The organism is Streptantibioticus silvisoli, from assembly GCF_027947535.2.
Lineage (GTDB): Bacteria > Actinomycetota > Actinomycetes > Streptomycetales > Streptomycetaceae > Streptantibioticus_C > Streptantibioticus_C silvisoli.
In genome coordinates, this window is sequence record NZ_JAAGKO020000038.1 from 21,534 (window position 1) to 39,198 (window position 17,665).

A 17,665-nucleotide genomic window follows, 5' to 3' on the forward strand; every position below is an offset into this window, starting at 1 on the left:
GTCCGGCGGCCGGTCAGAAGTCGGAGGGCCGGCCGTCGGGCCACTTCAGGGCGAGGACCTGCGGGCCGCCGGTGCCCGGGGTCAGCCGCAGGATGGGGATGGCCTTGCCCACCGGATTGCTGCCGACGGCGCTGGTGCGGTAGTCGGCGGTGAACCCGATGGCGCCGCTGGAGCCCAGGACCCGGCGGGCGCCTTGCAGGGCGCCCAGTTCGCTGGCCACCGCGGCCGGCAGCGGCTGGTCCTGCTCGGTGAGCCGGATCGCGGAGACCGCGGTGAGCACGGAGTCGTAGGCCATCATCGTGTTGCCGTCGGTCAGCGACGCGCCGGTGAAGCCGGGGCCGCCGGCCAGCGCGCCGTAGGCCCGGGCGAAGGTGGCGTAGCCCTGCTCGCCGTCGCTGATCGCCGTGCGGTCGGCGGCCGGCGGGTGCCCGGTGGACGCCGCCCGCCATTCGTCGGGGTCGGCGACGCCGGCGTACTCCACGGTGACCCGGCCGCCCAGGTCGTGCCGCACCTGGGCGGTCATCGACACGTTGGTGACGTCGTCGCCGCTGACGATGGTGATGTCCTTGTCCAGGCAGACGCCGGAGAAGGAGTGCAGGAGTCCGGCCAGGTCCCGGCCGCGGCCGGCGAACAGCACGACGGCGGGCTGGGCGGCGCAGATGTTGGTGCTCATCTGGCTGATGCGGGTGGCGACGTCGCTCTCGGCCTGCGCCAGCGCCTGGCTGGACTGGCGCGGCCGGTCGCGGTCGGTGGTGTTGTACGTCTCGATGTCGACGACGCGGTGGCCGGAGCGGGCGGAGAACCTCCGGAACCCCTTGACCAGCGTGGCGTCGTAGGCGTCGCCGCCGTTCTCGTCCTCCACGAGCACCGCGCGGGGGAAGCGGTCCGCGACGTAGTCCAGGGCGACCTCGGCCTCGTTGACGTTGTCGGGGGCGACGCGGACGAAGTCCTTGATGTCGTCGTAGGTGTCGGCGGTGACGGTGGCGCCGAACACCGGTATCTGACGGGACGTCAGCCGTTCGACGGCGTCCTGGGTGCCGGGCAGGCTCAGGCCGAGGCCGGCGACGGCGGCGATGTGCCGGCCGGTGTCGCCCTCGATGATGGCGGCGGCCGCGGCGGACTGGTTGGCCTGGTAGCCGTCGCTGCCGATGAGCAACTGGATGTAGGGCGCGTCGCCGTCGACGTTGCCGTCGTTGGCGTGGCTCTGGGCGACGAAGGCACCGCGGACCTGCTCGACGGTGTTGGTCATGGTCAGGATGCTGGAGGGGGCGGTGGAGATGGGCAGCAGCATGACCACGCTGACGTAGTCGTGCGGGTGGTCGCGCACCACGCGCTGGTCGGCGGTGCGGATCTCGGCCTCGACGGCGGCGAGCCCGGGCTCGAAGACGAAGGCGCCGTCGGTGATGCCCACGCACTCGTGGTTGGTGCCCTCGTGCAGGACGGTGGTGGCCGCGCCGCGCAGGCAGGGCGGGTCGGCCAGGCGTGCGATCGGGCCGGACAGGGCGAAGCCGGCCGCGGCGAGCGCGAGGGCGCACAGGACGGCGACGGCCACCCGGGCGCGGACGGTCAGGCGCCCGAACCAGGCGCGCGGAAAACCGGGTCGACGTGCCACGGTCAGTTCTCCCATTCGCGTTGGACGCGGCGGTAGCGGCCGGATTCGCGGTACAGCGGTTCGCTGTCGCCGTCGGTGAGTCCGGCCAGGTGGTCGTACTCGTCGGCGATCACCTTGGCCAGGCCGTGGGCCGGGTCGAAGGAGCGGTCGGCGAACAGCCAGCGGGCGACGGTCAGCCGGGCGACGACCCGGGGGCGGTCGCCGGGTGCCGTCGCGCCGGCCAGCCGGGTGACGACGGCCTCGCGGCTCATGGTGGTGCGCAGCCGGTTGGGGGCCGCGGTGACCTGGTCCAGCAGCGTCAGCCAGGCGCGGGTGGGCCGGTCGTCGGCGCAGCGGTCGAGGTAGCCGGTGACGGCGGTCAGGTTGCGCTGCTGGGGGTTTTCCACCAGCGCCAACTGGTGCAGGTGGCGCAGCGGTTCGTCACCGGTGTGCGCGTAGTGCGTCATGTGGCCGGTGTGGAGGCGTTCCCACTGCCGGGGGGTGTCGCGGGCCGCCAGCTGGCGCAGCAGCAGCGCGGCGAGCGGGTGCAGACCCGGGCCGCCGCCGTCCGCGTCCCGCTCCAGCCACAGCGCGGAGGTGAGGCGTTCGTGGACCGAGGCGGCGTCGTCGTCGGTACGCCGCAGGTACTGCAGCGCGGCGCGGCCGGCGCCCTCGGACAGCCCGGGGGTGGCGGCGCAGACGGTCATGGCCGACAGCACCGGATGGTCGCGCAGCACCACGGGGCCGGTCGGGGTGTCCGGCGCGTCGGCCAGGAAGCCGGACAGCACCCGCCGGACCAGGTGGTCGCGGACGGTCATGCCGCCGGTGTCCTGCTCGGGCCAGTCCCGGGGCAGGTCGGCGGGGTCCGGCAGCGCGGTGTCGAGCAGGTCGTGCGCCTCGAAGCGGTCGCGCCCCAGGAGTTCGAGCAGCACGACGAGGTCGGCCGTCGCCGCGGGGTGGCCGCCGGTCAGGCCGTGCAGGAAGTCCGCGTCGCGCCGGACGCTGCCCAGGACGCTGCTGCGGCACATCTCGGCGACGTCGTCGGGCCGCAGGTCGGTCAGGCGCACCGGGGACCACCACACCGGGTGGTCGGTGCCGGGCGGGGCGGGGCGGGCCGGCGGTTGGCTGAGGCGTTCGTCGGTGGCCGCGAGCGGGCGGCCCACCGCGCCGGTGAGCCGGCCGCGGCGGACGGCGACGAGGACCGCGGGGTCGGCCGCCCCGTCGCCGCGGTGGTGCTCGCGCCGCGTCTCGGTGACCAGCTCCAGCAGGGCGCGCCCGGCCCGGCTGTCGGCGTTGTCGAACAGCAGCAACGGGTTGGACATCCGCTGGCCGTGCAGCAGGCGGGCGTCGTTGAAGTCGGCCCGCAGGTCGGCCAGCAGCGCGGCGCACAGGGTTTTGTCGACCTGGCGGCCCGCCTCGGGGGACGGGTCGGCGCGGGCGGTGCGCAGGTCCCACAGCGGGTCGTAGCCGGAGCCGGCGGCGGGGCGGCGCTGGGCGAACCAGGCCAGGACGGCCTTCTCCTGGTGGCGGCTGAGGCCGTCGAGCACGCCGCCGAGCGTCCTGGCGGCGGTGACCGCGAGCAGTTGCTGTTCGGGGCCGCTCAGCAGCGGGGTGACCCGGCCCGCCCAGTCGTCGAGCCGGGACTGGGCGGCCGCGTACCGGCGCGATCCGCGCATGTAGGCGTCGAACCCGGAGCGGCCGCCGCCGTCGTCGAGGTAGGTCAGCGCCTTGACGGCCAGCGACAGCCGCGGGAAGCGGATGGGCCGGATGCCGGGGACGCGTTCCAGCAGGCCGGCCATGGCCAGCAGGACGGCGTCCTCGACGCCCTGGGCGTCGGCCAGGTCGACCTGGACCTTCAGGCAGTCCTGGCCGCATTCGGTCCAGATCCGGTCCAGCAGCGCGGTGCCGCCGCTGCCGCGCGGGCCGGACAGCAGCACCACCGGTGCCGGCCGGTCCGGGATGCCCTGGCGGCGCAGCGCGGTGCGCACGAGTTCCACGACGCGGCCGCGCCCGTAGAGCCGGCCGGTCATCGGGCGGCCGCCACCGCCGGACGGCGTTCCACGGTCGAACGGCGCCCCTTCGCCGGACTGCGCCCCGCCGGGCCGGCGCCGGTGCCGGCCGGACGGCCCGTTGATCTCATCCTCACGGATGTCCTCCTGTCCCCCGCGCCCCCGTGCCGTCCGGCGGACCCGTCGGCGGGTCCGTGCTCCGGTGCGGTCGGTGGCGTCACCCCGAGTGCCGCCGGGCGGCCGGTCCGGCCGCGCGGCGTGTCCGGCCCCGGCACCGTTGCCGCCGGCCGCTCCCCCGTCGTCCGCGGTACGTCTGCCCGCGGCCGGCTCACCGACCGCGGGAGACCGGACGACTCCCCTGTCACCGGCCCCTCGCGCACCGGATCGTCCGGTGTGCGGTACTACGGGCCAAAGTTTTTTCGACCATATGACAAGGCATCAGTCAAAGGGAAGGGGACTGGGCGCTCCTGTGGCGCACGGTGTCCCCGGGCCGGCCCCGGTGCGAACGCGGCGGTGCCCCCCCCCCGTGACGTGACCGGTCCGGGGGCGGGGCACCGTGCGGCGCGGGCGGGTCAGCCCAGGCGCCACTGCTGGTTGGCGCCGCCGTTGCAGGTCCACAACTCCAGCGCGGTGCCGTTGACGTTGCCGGACGCCTGGTCGCCGCCGGTGACGTCGAGGCACAGGCCGGACTGGACACCGGTGACGGTGCCGTCGGGGTTCAGCTTCCACTGCTGGTTCGCGCCGCCGTTGCACGACCACAACTGGACCGCGGTACCGGCGCTCGTGCCGTTGCCGTCCGCGTCCAGGCACTGGGTGCCGTTGTACAGCCGCAGTTCACCGGCCGCGGTGGGGGTGACGGCCTGGTTGGCGCCGCCTCCGCAGTCCCAGATCTCCATCTTGGTGCCGGCCGCGGTCTGGTTGTCGTACGCGTCCACGCACCGGTTGGAGGAGGCGCCGATCAGCGGGTGCGTGGTGCCGGTGGTGGTGGCCGAGCCGGCGGAGATCCGGTACATGACGGTGCCGTGGGCCGGGACGGTGGCGGAGACGGCACCGGAGGTGGTGGCCTTGGTGTGCGACCACAGGTTGTCGAGGGTGTAGGAGGCGGCCGCGGGCAGGCCGGCCGCGCTCGCGGTGGTGGAGATGGTGGCCGCCGAGGAGTTCTCGTTGAACAGCGTGACCGCGACGTCACCGTTGGACAGCGGCTTGGTGAGCACGTCGAGGCCGCCGGAGGAGGAGATCTCGGTGCCCTGCTTGCCCAGGGAGTCCTGGTCGACGGCGATGACGTCCTTGTCGCCGTAGAGCGAGAGGGTGGCCGCACTGGCCGAGCGCAGGTCGGTGCCGGAGATCAGCGGCGCGGCCATCTCGGCCCACAGGCTGAACTCCGAGCGGTCCTCGGTGAACGACATGCCGTTGCCGACCTCCAGCATGTCCGGGTCGTTCCACGCGCCGGGGCCGGCGTACTGGGCGAGGCCCACGTTGGTGTGGAAGTTGGACAGCATCGAGGAGAAGGAGGCGTTGATGTCGCCGGTGGTGCGCCACAGGTTGCCGGTGGCGGCGCCCCAGGTCCACACGCTGTCGTCGCCCCACTCGCACATGCTGAAGACGATGGGCCGGCCGGTGGCGGCGAGCGCGTCGCGCATGGCGTCGTAGCGCTGCTGGTAGGGCACGCCCTGGTTGTTGCAATTGTCGTACTTGAGGTAGTCCACGCCCCAGGCGGCGAAGCTGTCGGCGTCCTGCTGCTCGTGGTTGAGGCTGCCGGGGTAGCCGGCGCAGGTGGCGGTGCCGGCGCTTTCGTAGATGCCGAGCTTGAGGCCCTTGCTGTGCACGTACGCCGCGACACCGCTGATGCCGTCCGGGAACTTGGCGGGGTCGGGCACCAGGTTGCCGTTGGCGTCGCGACTGGCGGACATCCAGCAGTCGTCGATGTTGACGTAGGTGTAGCCGTCGTCCTTCAGGCCGGAGGAGACCAGGTAGTCGGCCGTCTGCTCGACCAACTGCTCGGTGACGTTGCAGCCGAAGGCGTTCCAGTCGTTCCAGCCCATCGGCGGGGTGCGGGCCAGGCCGTTGTCGAGGGCCCGGGCCTGCGGCGCGCCGGCGAACAGCAGCAGCACGGGGGCGAGGACCAGCAGCAGCGAGAGCGTCACGGTGGCGCTCAGCGGCCGCACGGTGGCGCCGAGGGCCGATGCGGCGACCGGCGCCGCCGCCACCGGTCGCCGCCGGGAGCGGTTGGGGGGTGTCATGAGTCTCTCCTGGTGGGCCGCGTCGGTGGGGTCCCGGACTCCGGCGACGTGCCGCGCGCCGGACTGACTGTCATGCACACGTAACTCTTGGCGACGTTCCCACCGCGCCACCGCCCCGTCAACCCCGGCGACACCAACCCCCGCACCCCGCGCGGGCGTTCAAGCCACCTGACGGCGCCTGTGCCCCGTCCGCGCGGCGACGGCCGCAGCGACCCCGGCACGCCGGCCGTCCGCGAGGCCCCCGACCGCCCGCCGGCGAGGCCACGATCACCGCGCCCCGGCCCGGTCCGGCGAGCCCCGCCACAGCTCACCGCGGGCGCCGCCGCGGCCGCCGTCCGACTCCCCGAATCCGGTCGTGCGCCGGGTGTTGACGCACCGTGACAACGGTGTCTCAATGGGGAGTTGCAACGTTGGAAAACCGCAGGCGGCAGTTCGCGTCCTCACGCGTCCCCGCTTCGGTGACGTTCCGCGTTGTGTACCGGCTCACCCGTTGACGCAGTCGAGCCCGAGGGGTGCCCGTGAGACGAACGTGGTGGTGGATGGTGCTGCTGGTGGCCGCCATGATGGCGGCCGGGCAGCCGGTGGCGTCGGCGGCGGTGCGGCCGGCGGACAGCACGACGGTGTGCGCACTGTACTGCGACACGCGCGACCCGTCGCTGGCCCAGCAGGAGACGTTCCCGGTGCCGAACGTGACGGAGAACGGCCGGGTGATCGAGCTGCACGTCTCCGACGCCGACGGGATGGCCTGGGCCAGCATCGACGACGGCCAGCCGAACGACTCCGTGTGGATCGACCGGTCCTGGGACGGTGGCAGCACCTGGGACGGGCTGCTGGGGCAGGCGAGCATCCCGTCGACGTGGACCGGCACCAGGACGCTGATGTACAACCTGTACGACCCCGTCGACCACCGCCGCTCGGTGCTGCGGGCCTGCGGTGACGCGGCCGGCACCGTGTGCACGCAGTGGACGTACGCCAAGGTGTGCGCCACCTACTGCGACGGCGTCGCGGACTCCACCGGCACCGGCGACACCCAGCCGGTGCCGGCCGCCACGCTCAGCGGACGGACGATCTCGCTGCACACCGACTCCGGCGGCATGGCGTGGGCCACGATCGCCGGCGGCGCCGCCGGCGACGAGGTGTGGATGGACCGCTCGTGGGACGAGGGCACCGACTGGCCGGACGGTTCGTCCGAGGGCCGGGTCTCGGTACCGTCCGGCGCGACCGGCACCGCCACGGTGAAGATCAACACCGACGACACGCTCGGACGGCTCTACGGCGGCGCGGTGCGCGCCTGCGGCCGGGCGGTCACCGGGGAGAACGGCAGCTGCACCGCGTGGGCACGGCCCGCCACCTCCCACGACGCGGCGGCCGTCGACGCGCTGATGTACGACTACGACCCCAACACCGCCTACTGGGACTCCAGTTGGTGGAACTCGGCGGTCGCGCTCTCCACCGTGATCGACTACATGCGGCAGACCGGCGACACCAAGTACGAATGGATCGTCGACCACACCTTCGAGGTGAACAAGGTGGCGTTCCCGGCCGGCGCCCGCAGCAGCGACCCGATCCAGGGCGACTTCATCAGCCAGGCCACCGACGACACCGAGTGGTGGGCGCTGGCCTGGATCGACGCCTACGACCTGACGCACGATCAGAAATACCTCAACGAGGCCGTCACCATCGCCAACCACGTCAACGGGCTGTGGGACAGCAGCACATGCGGCGGCGGCGTGTGGTGGAACGCGAGCAAGACGTACAAGAACGCGGTGACCAACGCCCTGTACATCCGGATGACCGCGGAACTGCACAACCGGATCTCCGGCGACACCGCGTGGCTCGGCCGGGCCACGACGGCCTGGAGCTGGTTCCAGTCCAGCGGCCTGATCAACTCCTCCGGTCTGGTCAACGACGGCCTGACCTCCGGCTGCGCCAACAACGGCCAGACGGTGTGGAGTTACAACCAGGGCCTGGCGATCGGGGCCGGGGTGGAGATCTACCGGGCCACCGGTGACGCCGGCGCGCTGAGCGAGGCGCGCACGCTGGCCTCCGCCGCCCTGTCGTCCTCCGCGCTGGTCACCGGGGGCCTGCTCACCGAGTCGTGCGACACCCTGACGACCGACTGCGACGACAACGCCAAGCAGTTCAAGGGCGTGTTCATGCGCTACCTGCAAGACCTCGACAGCGTCACGGGCAACGCCTACTCCGCGTTCGCCACCACCCAGGCGAACTCCATCTGGAACGCGGACCGCGACTCGCTCAACCGGCTCGGGGTGCGCTGGTCCGGGCAGGGCAGCAGCGCCCACCCGAACACCGCCGACTGGCGTACCCAGGCCAGCGCGCTCAGCGCCCTGCTGGCCGCCGGGTAGCCGGCGGCGGGACCGGTACGGCGGCGGGCCGCGGGCCTTCCGCCGTACCGGCGCGCGCGGGACGATGTGGCACCGGCAGCGGTCAACGCCCCTGCCGCGCACTCCCGTCGGCACCACCCGCCCGCCCAGGAGGAGTCACCCATGTCCCGTTCACGCCGCATCACCGCGGCCGCCGTCCTCGGCTGCTCGCTGCTCGCCGCCGCCGCCGTGGCGCCCGCCGACGCCGCCGCTCGCGGGCCGGCCCCCGCCGGGGGCAGCTCCGGCTACGTCGCGCAGGGCGGCCGGTACACCTCGGTCGCCGCGAGCTGGACCCAGCCGGCGTTCAGCTGCGCGGGCGGCGGCACCGGCGCGTCGTACTGGGTGGGGCTGGACGGCATGACGGACGCCACGGCTGAGCAGGCCGGCACCTCCACCGAGTGCTCCGGCGGGGTGGCATCCATGTCGGCGTGGTACGAGCTGTACCCGGCGGCGCCGGTGTACTTCGCGAACCCGGTGTCGGCCGGCGACCGGCTCAGCGCGTCGGTGTCCACCGGCGGCACCGGCACCTTCACGCTGAAGGTCACCGACGTCACGAAGGGCTGGTCGCAGTCGGCGAACCGATCGCTGCCCGGCGCGCAGCTGTCCAGCGCCGAGGTGATGACCGACGTGCCGGCCTCCGGGACCGGCGGCGGCACCGCGCCGGGCGGCTCGGTGCTGGTGTCCTTCACCGGTGCGACGGTCGACGGCCAGCCGCTGGGCGCCTCGTCGCCGACGGCCGTCGAGGCGCCCGGCACCGTGGTCTCGCCGCTGACCGGCGGCGAGGCGTTCACCGTCAGCCGCGGCTGACGCCCCGGCCGGCCCGCGACACGGCGGTGCCCGGTCCCCGCCTGCTTACGGGGACCGGGCACCGGTGCGGTCAGAGCAGCTGCCACAGGTGGTCGGCAGTGCCGCTGTCGTCGAACTGCACGACCTGCGCGCTGTTCGCCGTCGACATCTGGTCGACGCCCAGCACCTTGCCGCTGTTGACGTTGCGGATGCGGACGCTGCCGTCGCCGTTGTCGACCATGGTCCACAGGTGGTCGGCGGTGCCGCTGTCGTCGAACTGCACGACGCGGGCACTGTCGGCGGTGGACATCTGGTCGACGCCGAGGACCTTGCCGCTGTTGCTGTTGCGGACCCGGAAGTGCCCGGCGCCGTCGTCCACCAGCTGCCACAGGTGGTCGGCGGTGCCGTTGTCGTCGAACTGCACCACGTTGGCGCTGTCGGCCGTCGACATCTGGTCGACGCCGAGGACCTTGCCGCTGTTGACGTTGCGGATCCGGAACCAGGCGGTGGTCCACTGCGTGCCGCCGGAGGTCACCGTCGGGAACGCGGTGATCCGCAGCCGGGCGGCGCCCATCGGGATCAGGGTGACCTTCTGGTCGGCGCCGGTGGCCTGGGCGGGCGAGGTCTGCAAGGTGGTCACCACGCGTTCGCCGTCGGCGACCCAGGCGGTGATCTCACGGGCGGGGGCGCTGATGGAGACCGGCGCGGTGTCGGGGGTGAACGGGTTGGCCGGCAGCGTGCCGGAGGCCGCGGTGAACGCCAGCGCGCCGGCCGGGTTGGACGCGGGCAGCGACAGGCCGTAGTTCCACGCGGTGGTGGCGTGCACCTCGGTCTGCGGGAACTCCGAGGTCCCGCCGGTGACCACGTGGTTCTCCCCGATCTTCAACGAGTAGGTGAGCGGCCCGTGATCGACGCTCACCGCGTTGTGCTGGGTGCTCCAGGTTCGGATCGACGTCTGCTGCGGCAGCTTCAGCGTCACCGTGTCGCCGTTGTTCCAGGTGCGGTTGACCACGGTGAACGCCGGGCCCGCGGTGGCGGCGACGCCGGTGCCGTTGACCTGCAGGACCGGCGCGGAGCACCAGCCGGGGATGCGCAGCCGCAGCGGGAAGGCCAGGGCGCGCGGGGTGGAGATGCTCAGCGTGATGGTGTCGGCGAACGGGTAGTTGGTGGTCTCGGTGATGGTGACGGCGGTGCCGTCGGCGACCTTGGCGGTGACCTTGCAGGGCGCGTACATCGCGGCGGCCAGACCGTTGTCGGGGGTGGCGAGCCACAGCTCCTCGGTGAAGTACGGCCAGCCCATGCCGTAGTTGTGCGGGCAGCAGCGGTACTGGTCGACGCCGGCCATGTACGCCTGCATGGCGAAGGTGTTGTCGAACTGCCCCTGCGTCTTGGCCACGTTGTTGAGGTCGACGCTGTTGGCGCTGGTGATGTAGTGGCAGCCCTGGCCCTGCGGATCGAGCGCGGCCGGCAGGGAGTTGAAGGCCAGCTCCTCGCACCGGTCGGCCCACAGCGGGTCGCCGGTCACCCGGGTGAGCAGTTCGTGGCTGGCCATGTACTCCACGATGCCGCAGGTCTCGAAGCCCTGCCGGGGGTCGGTGTACCCGGCGCGGTAGTTCTCGTCGCCGGCGAACCCGCCGCCGGGGAACTGCCCGTAAGTGCCCATCACCGTGGTGTAGTTGTGGTAGGTCGCCTGGGTGAGCGAGCTGTCGCCGGACCGGACCGCGTACAGCGCCGGCTCCCGGAAGCCCTGGGCGATGTTGACGTTGTGCGGGGTGGGGATGCCGCCGGCCCAGTTGGCGCCGTTGGCGTGCATGCGGTCGGCGAGGGTGAGCAGGTAGCTGTCGCCGGTGCGGTTGAACAGCCAGTAGACGCTGTCGAGCGCGTCGGCGAGCCGGTAGGAGACCCAGCTGGAGGCGAAGACCGAGCCGGCCTGGGCGTTCATGTACTGGAAGAACTTGGTCAGCGCGGGCACGATCCGGCTGTCGCCGCTGTACTCCTGGAAGGTGCGCAGCGCCTGGATCAGCGGCAGGTACGGCCAGAAGTCGGGGCCGGAGTTGAGCGAGGTGCGCAGGCTGGTGGGGCCGAAGAAGCCGTCGGACTGGGCGGTGCCCAGGATGCCGGTGACCCAGCGCTCGGTCGAACTGAGCGCGGTGGCGTCGCCGGTGACGTAGGCCAGGTCGCCGTAGCCGCGCAGCCAGTACGGCACCTCCTCCCAGCCGACGTTGGCCGGGGTGACCCAGCCGGTGGTGCCGTAGTCGAGGAAGTGCGAGGTGTCCTGGTAGCGGCCGCACAGCCCGTTCAGCTGGAGCTGGAGCTGTCCGGACAGCCAGCCCTGCGCGGTGACGGCGCCGGGCGGCAGCCGCAGGAAGGCGGCCGGGGCCAGCGGTGCGGCGTTCTGGAGGTAGAGGCCGCCGGTGGCCGCGCGGGTGGCGGCCGCGGCCGGGGTGGCGGACCGGGCGGCGGCCGCGACGGCGGCGGCGCTCAGGACGGAGGAGGTGACGAACCTGCGGCGGGACAGCGTCACGGTGAAGCTCCCATGCGGCGAGGCGGGGTGGGGTGGGGGCACGGCTGCGGCGGTCCGGACCGGCGCGACCGGGGCGTCCGTCCCCGGGACCGGCCCGTCCGGGACCACCGCGTGACAACGTTGCAACGCCCCTATTGAGGCACCGCCAGCCGCACAGGGTCAAGGCGTTGGGCGGCCCGCTTTACATCGTTGGAAACACCGCCCGGAACGGGCGGCCCGACCGACGGCCCGACGGACCCGGCCGGGCCGGCGGTGCCGGCCGGCACGCGGACGGCCGGGACGCGGTCCGGCGGCCCGAGGGCGGGTGCGCGGCGCGGACTTCCCTGGCGGCCGGGCCCGGCGGCAGCCACCATGAGCCGATGACGACCAAGGAGAACGAGGAACTCGCCCCTTTGGCACGGCTGTTGGCGGAACGGGCCTGCGAGCGGCTGATCACCGAGTTCGTCCGCCGGCTCGACCTGGGCGAACCGGGCACCGTCGCGGTGAGAGGCGGAACGGGCTCGGGGGCAAGGGAGTTGGCGGACCGGCGGGAAGTCGGGGGACGTCGGCGCGGCGCAGGGCCGGGGTGCCCGGCGCGGCGGTGGGGTGGTGCCGCGCCTGCGACACCGGCGGGGTGGCCCGGGGAGGCGGCGTTGTCGGCCTCGCTGCGGCCCGGGGGTGATCCGCCTCCATGGCCGGCGGGCCCGACGGCCTGCTCCGGCACGCTCCGCGCGGGCGGCGCCCGGGGTCGGCGTCCGGTCGTCCGCCGGTCCGCCGGGGGCGCGTGAGATGATCTCCGGCGTGGGTGTGCTGCGTCTGGTCAACGACGAGGATCTGCGACGCGCCGCTGCCGACGCGGAACGGGCGCGTGAGGTGCAGGCGGCGGCGATCACGCGTGCGCTGGACGAGCGCGGCGCGGCGTCGCCGGGCGGTGGACGGCTGCTGCCGGAGGCCATCGCGGTACGGGCCAGCACCGCGCCGGACCGGCTGACCCGGCGGGTCGAGGAGCTGCGGCTCAAGGCGGCCCGGTCGGCGGAGGCGGAAGCGGCGGACGCCGATGCGACCGGGGCGGAGCCGGCGGACGCCGCGGCCCGTGACGCGGCGGGGACGCACCGGGAGGGCGCGGAGCCGGCCGCGGGCGACTTCCGCGCCGAGGACGTCACCCCGGCCGCGGACCCCGACGTGGCGGACACGGCGGGCGGCCCGGACGGCCCCGGCGCGGAGTAACGCCCGGACCAGCGGGGTCAGGCGGCGCCCTGGGAGGCGGCGGCCTCGGGACGCAGGTCCTTCACGGTGAGGCGGTGGGCCGGCTCCTCGTCGAGAACGACCCGGCTGACGGGGTCCTGGCCGGCCGGCACGTGCAGGAGTTCCCCGGGGAGCATCGAGCGCCAGCCCGGGTCGTCGTCCATGCGCTCGCTGGCGACGGCCACGGACCGGGTGGTGGCCAGGTCGCCGGAGTGCACGCGCAGGTGGCCGTCGGTGCCGCTGTGCTCCAGGTGCCGGTCGCCGTGGTGGCCGCCGGCGTCGCGGCGCAGCACGTACAGCCCGTGGGTGTCGGGGTAGCGCAGGGCCCACAGGCCGTCCGGGGTGGTCAGGACCAGGTTGAGCGCGAAGACGGGCAGGTGGCGGGCGACCCAGCGGGCGGCGGCGGTGAGGCCGGCCGTGACGTCGCCGCCGTGCCGGGCGGTCTCGCGGCTGATGAGGGCGAAGAAGCGCTCGGAGTCGGTGTCGCCGCTGACGCGGGCGCGGTCCTCGCCGAGTTCGGCGTCGAGGTCGTCCAGGCCCTCGATGACGCCGTTGTGGGCGAAGAGCCGGCCGTCCTGGCAGAAAGGGTGGGTGTTGCGCTGCTCCAGCGCGCCGGTGGAGGCGAAGCGCACGTGGGCGACGAAGGTCGAGGAGGTGACGTCGCGCGCCTCCTGGGCGAAGGAGCGGTCCCGGTAGGCGGCGATCGGCGCCTTGTGCAGTTGCGGGGTGCCGTCGGCGGCGAAGAAGCCCAGGCCGGTGCCGTCCGGCTCGCGGTGGCTCTGCGTGCTGAGGCTGTCCGGCGCGTCGAGCAGCCAGAACGTGGCACGCGTTCGCTCGGGGGCGCTGGTCAGTCCGAACAGACGGCACATCGCGGGGGTCCTTCCTGGCGGGCGGAACAGCCTTGCCGGACCGCGCCGCGCGGCGGCGCCGTCCGGCTCACGCCTGCCCACCGCGGGCGGTTCGTCACACCCCGCCGGGGTCCGGGTCGCCCGCCCGGCGGCACCCGGTGCGCACCGGCGCGGTGGCAGCCGGTGCCGGGCGTACGGCTGCGGTCCCCGGGCGCCGGGGACCGCCCCGAGTCGTCAGGCCCAGTCGAGGGCGACCTCGTCGTCGAGGCGCGGCAGGCGGTCGAACCAGGGGTTCTCGCCCGGGTGGCCGATGTTGACCACGAGCTGGACCTTGCGGTCGCCCTCGGGGAAGAACTCGCCCTCGATGCCGGCGGCGTCGTAGCCCGCCATGGGGCCGGCGACCAGCCCGGCGGCGCGGACGGCGAGGATGAAGTAGCCGGCCTGGAGGGCACCGCTGAACCGGCCGGAGGCGTCCCGCATCTCCGGGTTCGCGGCGAAGACGTCCTTCATCTGCGGACGCATCGGGAAGAGGGTGGGGATGTGCTCGTGGTAGTCGGGGTCGATGGAGAGCACCGCGACCGCCGGCGCGGAGGCCGTCTTCGCCTTGTTGCCGTCGGCCATGTGCTTGACCAGGCGTTCCTTGCCCTCCGGGGTGCGCACGTAGAGCACGCGCAGCGGCTGGGTGTTGGCGGCGGTCGGCGGCCACTTGGCCAGGTCCCAGATCTGCGACAGCTCGGCGTCGGTGACCGGGGTGTCGGCGAAGCTGTTGGCGGTGCGGGCCTCGTAGAAGAGGATCGAGCGGCCCTTTTCGTCCAGCGGTGCGCGCGTCACGGGCACGTCGGTGGCTTCCACAGTCATTACTGCTCCCTAATTCCGTGTTGCTTGGAAAAAACAAGCTACAGCAGAGAACGTAGCACCTTGCTAGAGTGGAGGCCATGCCGACCGGACGAGGTACAGCCCACGAGCCCCGCAAGTGCGACGCGGCGCTCTCGCGCGCGTTCCGGTTCCTCGGCAAGCGGTGGAACGGGGTGCTGCTGGGCACCTTGATGGCCGGGCCGGCCAGCTTCTCCGAGATCAAGCGGGCGCTGGCCGGGATCAACGACTCGGTGCTGTCGGAACGGCTGAGCGAGCTGGCCGCGGCCGGCCTGCTGGTGCGTTCGGTCATCGAGGGCCCGCCGGTCGCGGTCAGCTACGCGCTCACGCCCGTCGGCCAGGAGCTGTTCCCGGCCCTGGAGGCGCTCACCAGCTGGGCGGAACGCAACCTGATGGACGACGGCCCCTGCGCGGGCAAGGTCTGACGGCCCGGCAGCTCCCCGGCCCGACACCCGCGCCGCCCGCGTTCCCGCCCCTGACGGCGCTCGGAACCACGGATGGCGCTCGGGATCACGGCGTGCCGGGCCCGCTTGACGCCGCCGCGCCGGGGCTGAAGGCTGGCCGCGGATCCGGACGGCGGACGAAGGGACATCTCGCGGATGAGCGGCACGGCGTACCGGCTGGTGATCGGACTGGTCTCGCAGGCCGCCATGTGCGTGCCGTTGTGGATCGCGGAGAGCGAGGGGTATCTCGCGGCCGAGGCGATCGCGACGGAGCACCGGGTTCTCCAGGTCACCGACCGGGTCACCGCGGCGCTGCGCGACGGTGAGGTGGCGTTCGCGCTGACCACCCCGGAGGGTGCGATCGCCGACGCGGTGGCGGGCGGGCCGCTGCGGGTGGTGGCCGGGGTGTGCGACCGGCCGCCGCTGAACCTGGTCGCGCAGCCGTCGGTGCGCGCGGTCGCGGACCTGCGCGGCGGCACCGTCGGCACCACGTCACTGGCCGAGGGCACCCGGCATCTGGCGGAGGCGATGCTGGCGGCGCACGGCCTCGCGCAGCCCGCGGACTACCGTTTCGTGCTCACCGGCAACCACACCGAACGCTGGCGGATGCTGCGCTCGGGGGAGCTGACGGCGGCGTTGCAGCCGATCCCGTTCCCGCAGATGGCCCGCGACGCCGGGTTCAGCGACCTCGGACCGGTCGACCGCCACGTGCCGGACTTCGCGTTCGTCGCGGTCTGCGGCCACGCCGGCTTCCTGGGCCGGGAACCGGAGGTGTCGGCCGGCTTCCTGCGGGCGCTGCTGCGCGGCGCGGCGGCCTTCCACCGTGATCCGGAACGCTGGACCGCGCTCGCGGCCGGGATGATGGGCGTCCCGCAGGAGTACGCGCGCTCCGCGCTGCGGGCGATGGCGGACCGCGGCCTGGTCTCGCGCGACCTGCGCATGTCGCCGGCCGCACTGCACGGCACCGCCGCGATCCTGCGCCGCTCCGGCGCGCTGCCGCCGCCGGCACCCGGGGTGCCGCAGCCCGAAGTGGCCCTGGACTAGGCGGCGTTGGACCGGGCGGCACGGACGGCGGTGGCGGAGTGACGGGGCCCGGTACGTACCGGCGCGGCGGCGGGACGGCGGCAGCGCGGCGGAGTGACGTCGGCCCGGTGCCGGAGGGGCGGCGGGGCGACAGCGGCCCGGCGCCGGCGCGACGACGGCGGAGCGGCGGAGCGACCGTCAGCCGTCCTTGCGGACCACCACGCGCCGCACGGTCCTGCCGGAGGAGGCGCTGACGACCTCCTCGTCAAGCAGCGGCACGCCCGGGGTGAGGGCCTGGCGGACGGCGCGTTCGTCGACGGCGGCGTACAGCCGGCCGTGCTCGTCGCGGCGGTCGGCGCCTTCGGTGACGCGCCAGGTCAGGTAGAGGGTGCCGCCGGGCACCAGCAGCGACATGACGCGCAGCAGGGCGGGGGCCAGGTCCGGCTGCGGCAGGTGCATGATGACCGTCTCGCACAGCACGTTGGCGAACGCGGCGGTCGGCAGGCCGTCGAGCGCGGGCAGCGCGGCCGGGGCGAACCGGACGCCGGGGTGGCGGCGGCGGGCCTCGGCGAGCAGTCCGGCCGAGGCGTCGTAACCGGTGGGGTCGTAGCCGTTCGCGTGCAGCCAGGCGGTGTCGCGGCCGGCGCCGCAGCCGATGTCGGCGGTGGGACCCGGGCGGAAGAACCGGCGCACCGCGGCCTGGAGGTCAGCGGGGGCGGGCTGGCCGTGCCAGTCGTCGGCGAAGGCGGCGGCGTCGCGGTCGTAGGCGCCGAGGGTGGCGGGGTCCATCACTTCTCCTGGTCGGTGGCGACGACGGCGAAGACCCGCCGGAAGGGGTAGACGGTGCCGTGCGGGCCGGGCGGGTAGGCCTCGCGGAGCGCGGCGGCGTACCGGGCGAGGAACCGGTCGGCGGCGGCCGGGTCGGCGGCGAGCGCGGTGAGCACCGGGCGCAGCGCGCTGCCCTTGACCCAGTCCAGGACCGGGTTGTCACCGGTGAGCAGCTGGGCGTAGGTGGTCTCCCAGGCATCGACGCGGCGGCCGGGGCCGGCGAGCAGGTCGAGGTAGCCGGCCGGGTCGCTGACGCCGGACCGCCGCAGGCCGAGGCCGCCGAGCCGGTCCGCCCACTCGGCGCCGTCGCACAGTTCGCCGAGCAGGACGTGGCTGCGGGCACCGGCCTGGCCGGGGACCTGGAAGGCGAGGACGCCGCCGGGGGCGAGGCCGTCGATCCAGCGCGGGATCATCTCGCGGTGGTTGGGCACCCACTGGAGGGCGGCGTTGGAGACGACGAGGTCGTACGGCTCGTCCGGGAGCCAGCGGGCGGCGTCGCCCTCGCGGAAGTCGATGGCGCCGCCGCCGGCGGTGGGGCCGGCGTACCGCCGGGCGGCGTGCAGCATGTCGGCGGAGGTGTCGAACCCGGTGATCCGGGCGGCGGGCCAGCGTTCGGCGAGCAGCGCGGTGACGTTGCCGGCGCCGCAGCCGAGGTCGGCGATGCGCGGGGCGGGGCCCGGCAGCCGCGGGACGCGGTGCAGGAGGTCCTGGAACGGACGGCTGCGATGGCCCTCGTGGCGGAGGTACTGACCGGGGTCCCAACTGGCCTGCGTCATGAGAGTCCCTTCGCCGGGTGGTGTCCGCGGCGGCCGACGACGACACGGCGTACCGCCGCCCTCACCCTCCACCCCAGCATCTCTTGACGTCAAGTTTCTCCACGCCGAGATACAGC

The 17,665-nt window shown here is 74.0% G+C and carries 13 protein-coding genes; 5 read left to right on the top strand and 8 right to left on the bottom strand.

All coding sequences use genetic code 11. The features are described from left to right. Nucleotides 1-13: 13 nt before the first annotated feature. From POF43_RS23050 to POF43_RS23060, 3 genes are all read right to left on the bottom strand, one after another. Complete coding sequence (locus POF43_RS23050) at nucleotides 14-1,612, bottom strand: ABC transporter substrate-binding protein (protein WP_271323988.1); 1,599 nt, start codon at nucleotides 1,610-1,612, stop codon at nucleotides 14-16. 2 nt (nucleotides 1,613-1,614) lie between these two features. Beyond that, nucleotides 1,615-3,621 (bottom strand): ATP-binding protein, encoded by a 2,007-nt coding sequence (locus POF43_RS23055; protein ID WP_282704729.1) that lies wholly within the window; start codon nucleotides 3,619-3,621, stop codon nucleotides 1,615-1,617. A gap of 551 nt (nucleotides 3,622-4,172) precedes the next feature. Then, nucleotides 4,173-5,840 (bottom strand): glycoside hydrolase family 27 protein, encoded by a 1,668-nt coding sequence (locus POF43_RS23060; protein WP_271324099.1) that lies wholly within the window; start codon nucleotides 5,838-5,840, stop codon nucleotides 4,173-4,175. A 518-nt stretch (nucleotides 5,841-6,358) separates the two neighbouring features. Here POF43_RS23060 and POF43_RS23065 point away from each other — a divergent pair. Beyond that, a complete protein-coding gene (locus POF43_RS23065) occupies nucleotides 6,359-8,206 on the top strand; it encodes a glycoside hydrolase family 76 protein (protein WP_308217758.1) in 1,848 nt (615 codons plus the stop codon). A gap of 141 nt (nucleotides 8,207-8,347) precedes the next feature. Next, nucleotides 8,348-9,031: a G1 family glutamic endopeptidase gene (locus POF43_RS23070; RefSeq protein WP_271324098.1), complete on the top strand. Its 684-nt coding sequence runs from the start codon at nucleotides 8,348-8,350 to the stop codon at nucleotides 9,029-9,031. 70 nt (nucleotides 9,032-9,101) lie between these two features. On the opposite strand, the gene POF43_RS23075 is transcribed toward POF43_RS23070, so the two are convergent. Further along, complete coding sequence (locus POF43_RS23075) at nucleotides 9,102-11,534, bottom strand: RICIN domain-containing protein (RefSeq protein ID WP_271324097.1); 2,433 nt, start codon at nucleotides 11,532-11,534, stop codon at nucleotides 9,102-9,104. Between the two features lie 780 nt (nucleotides 11,535-12,314). Here POF43_RS23075 and POF43_RS23080 point away from each other — a divergent pair. Further along, nucleotides 12,315-12,740 (top strand): hypothetical protein, encoded by a 426-nt coding sequence (locus POF43_RS23080; RefSeq protein ID WP_271324323.1) that lies wholly within the window; start codon nucleotides 12,315-12,317, stop codon nucleotides 12,738-12,740. A gap of 17 nt (nucleotides 12,741-12,757) precedes the next feature. Here the strand turns inward: POF43_RS23080 and POF43_RS23085 are convergent, their stop codons facing one another. Together POF43_RS23085 and POF43_RS23090 are read right to left on the bottom strand one after the other, a co-directional pair. Then, on the bottom strand, nucleotides 12,758-13,627 hold the full coding sequence (locus tag POF43_RS23085) for a class II glutamine amidotransferase (RefSeq protein WP_271316055.1): 870 nt from the start codon (nucleotides 13,625-13,627) through the stop codon (nucleotides 12,758-12,760). Nucleotides 13,628-13,840: 213 nt separating this feature from the next. Next, the gene (locus tag POF43_RS23090) at nucleotides 13,841-14,464 is read right to left on the bottom strand and encodes a malonic semialdehyde reductase (protein ID WP_271316056.1); all 624 of its coding nucleotides are present in this window, start codon (nucleotides 14,462-14,464) and stop codon (nucleotides 13,841-13,843) included. 77 nt (nucleotides 14,465-14,541) lie between these two features. Between POF43_RS23090 and POF43_RS23095 the strand changes: the two genes are divergently transcribed. Both POF43_RS23095 and POF43_RS23100 read left to right on the top strand, forming a co-directional pair. Further along, on the top strand, nucleotides 14,542-14,904 hold the full coding sequence (locus tag POF43_RS23095) for a winged helix-turn-helix transcriptional regulator (RefSeq protein ID WP_271316057.1): 363 nt from the start codon (nucleotides 14,542-14,544) through the stop codon (nucleotides 14,902-14,904). A gap of 174 nt (nucleotides 14,905-15,078) precedes the next feature. Beyond that, nucleotides 15,079-15,966, top strand: a complete 888-nt coding sequence (locus POF43_RS23100; RefSeq protein WP_271324322.1) for an ABC transporter substrate-binding protein — start codon at nucleotides 15,079-15,081, stop codon at nucleotides 15,964-15,966. Nucleotides 15,967-16,143: 177 nt separating this feature from the next. Here the strand turns inward: POF43_RS23100 and POF43_RS23105 are convergent, their stop codons facing one another. Further along, the gene (locus POF43_RS23105; RefSeq protein WP_271316059.1) at nucleotides 16,144-16,734 is read right to left on the bottom strand and encodes a class I SAM-dependent methyltransferase; all 591 of its coding nucleotides are present in this window, start codon (nucleotides 16,732-16,734) and stop codon (nucleotides 16,144-16,146) included. Further along, nucleotides 16,734-17,549, bottom strand: coding sequence for a trans-aconitate 2-methyltransferase (locus POF43_RS23110; RefSeq protein ID WP_271316060.1), 816 nt, complete (start codon nucleotides 17,547-17,549; stop codon nucleotides 16,734-16,736). Before POF43_RS23110 ends, POF43_RS23105 begins: the two co-directional genes overlap by 1 nt. Nucleotides 17,550-17,665: the final 116 nt, after the last annotated feature.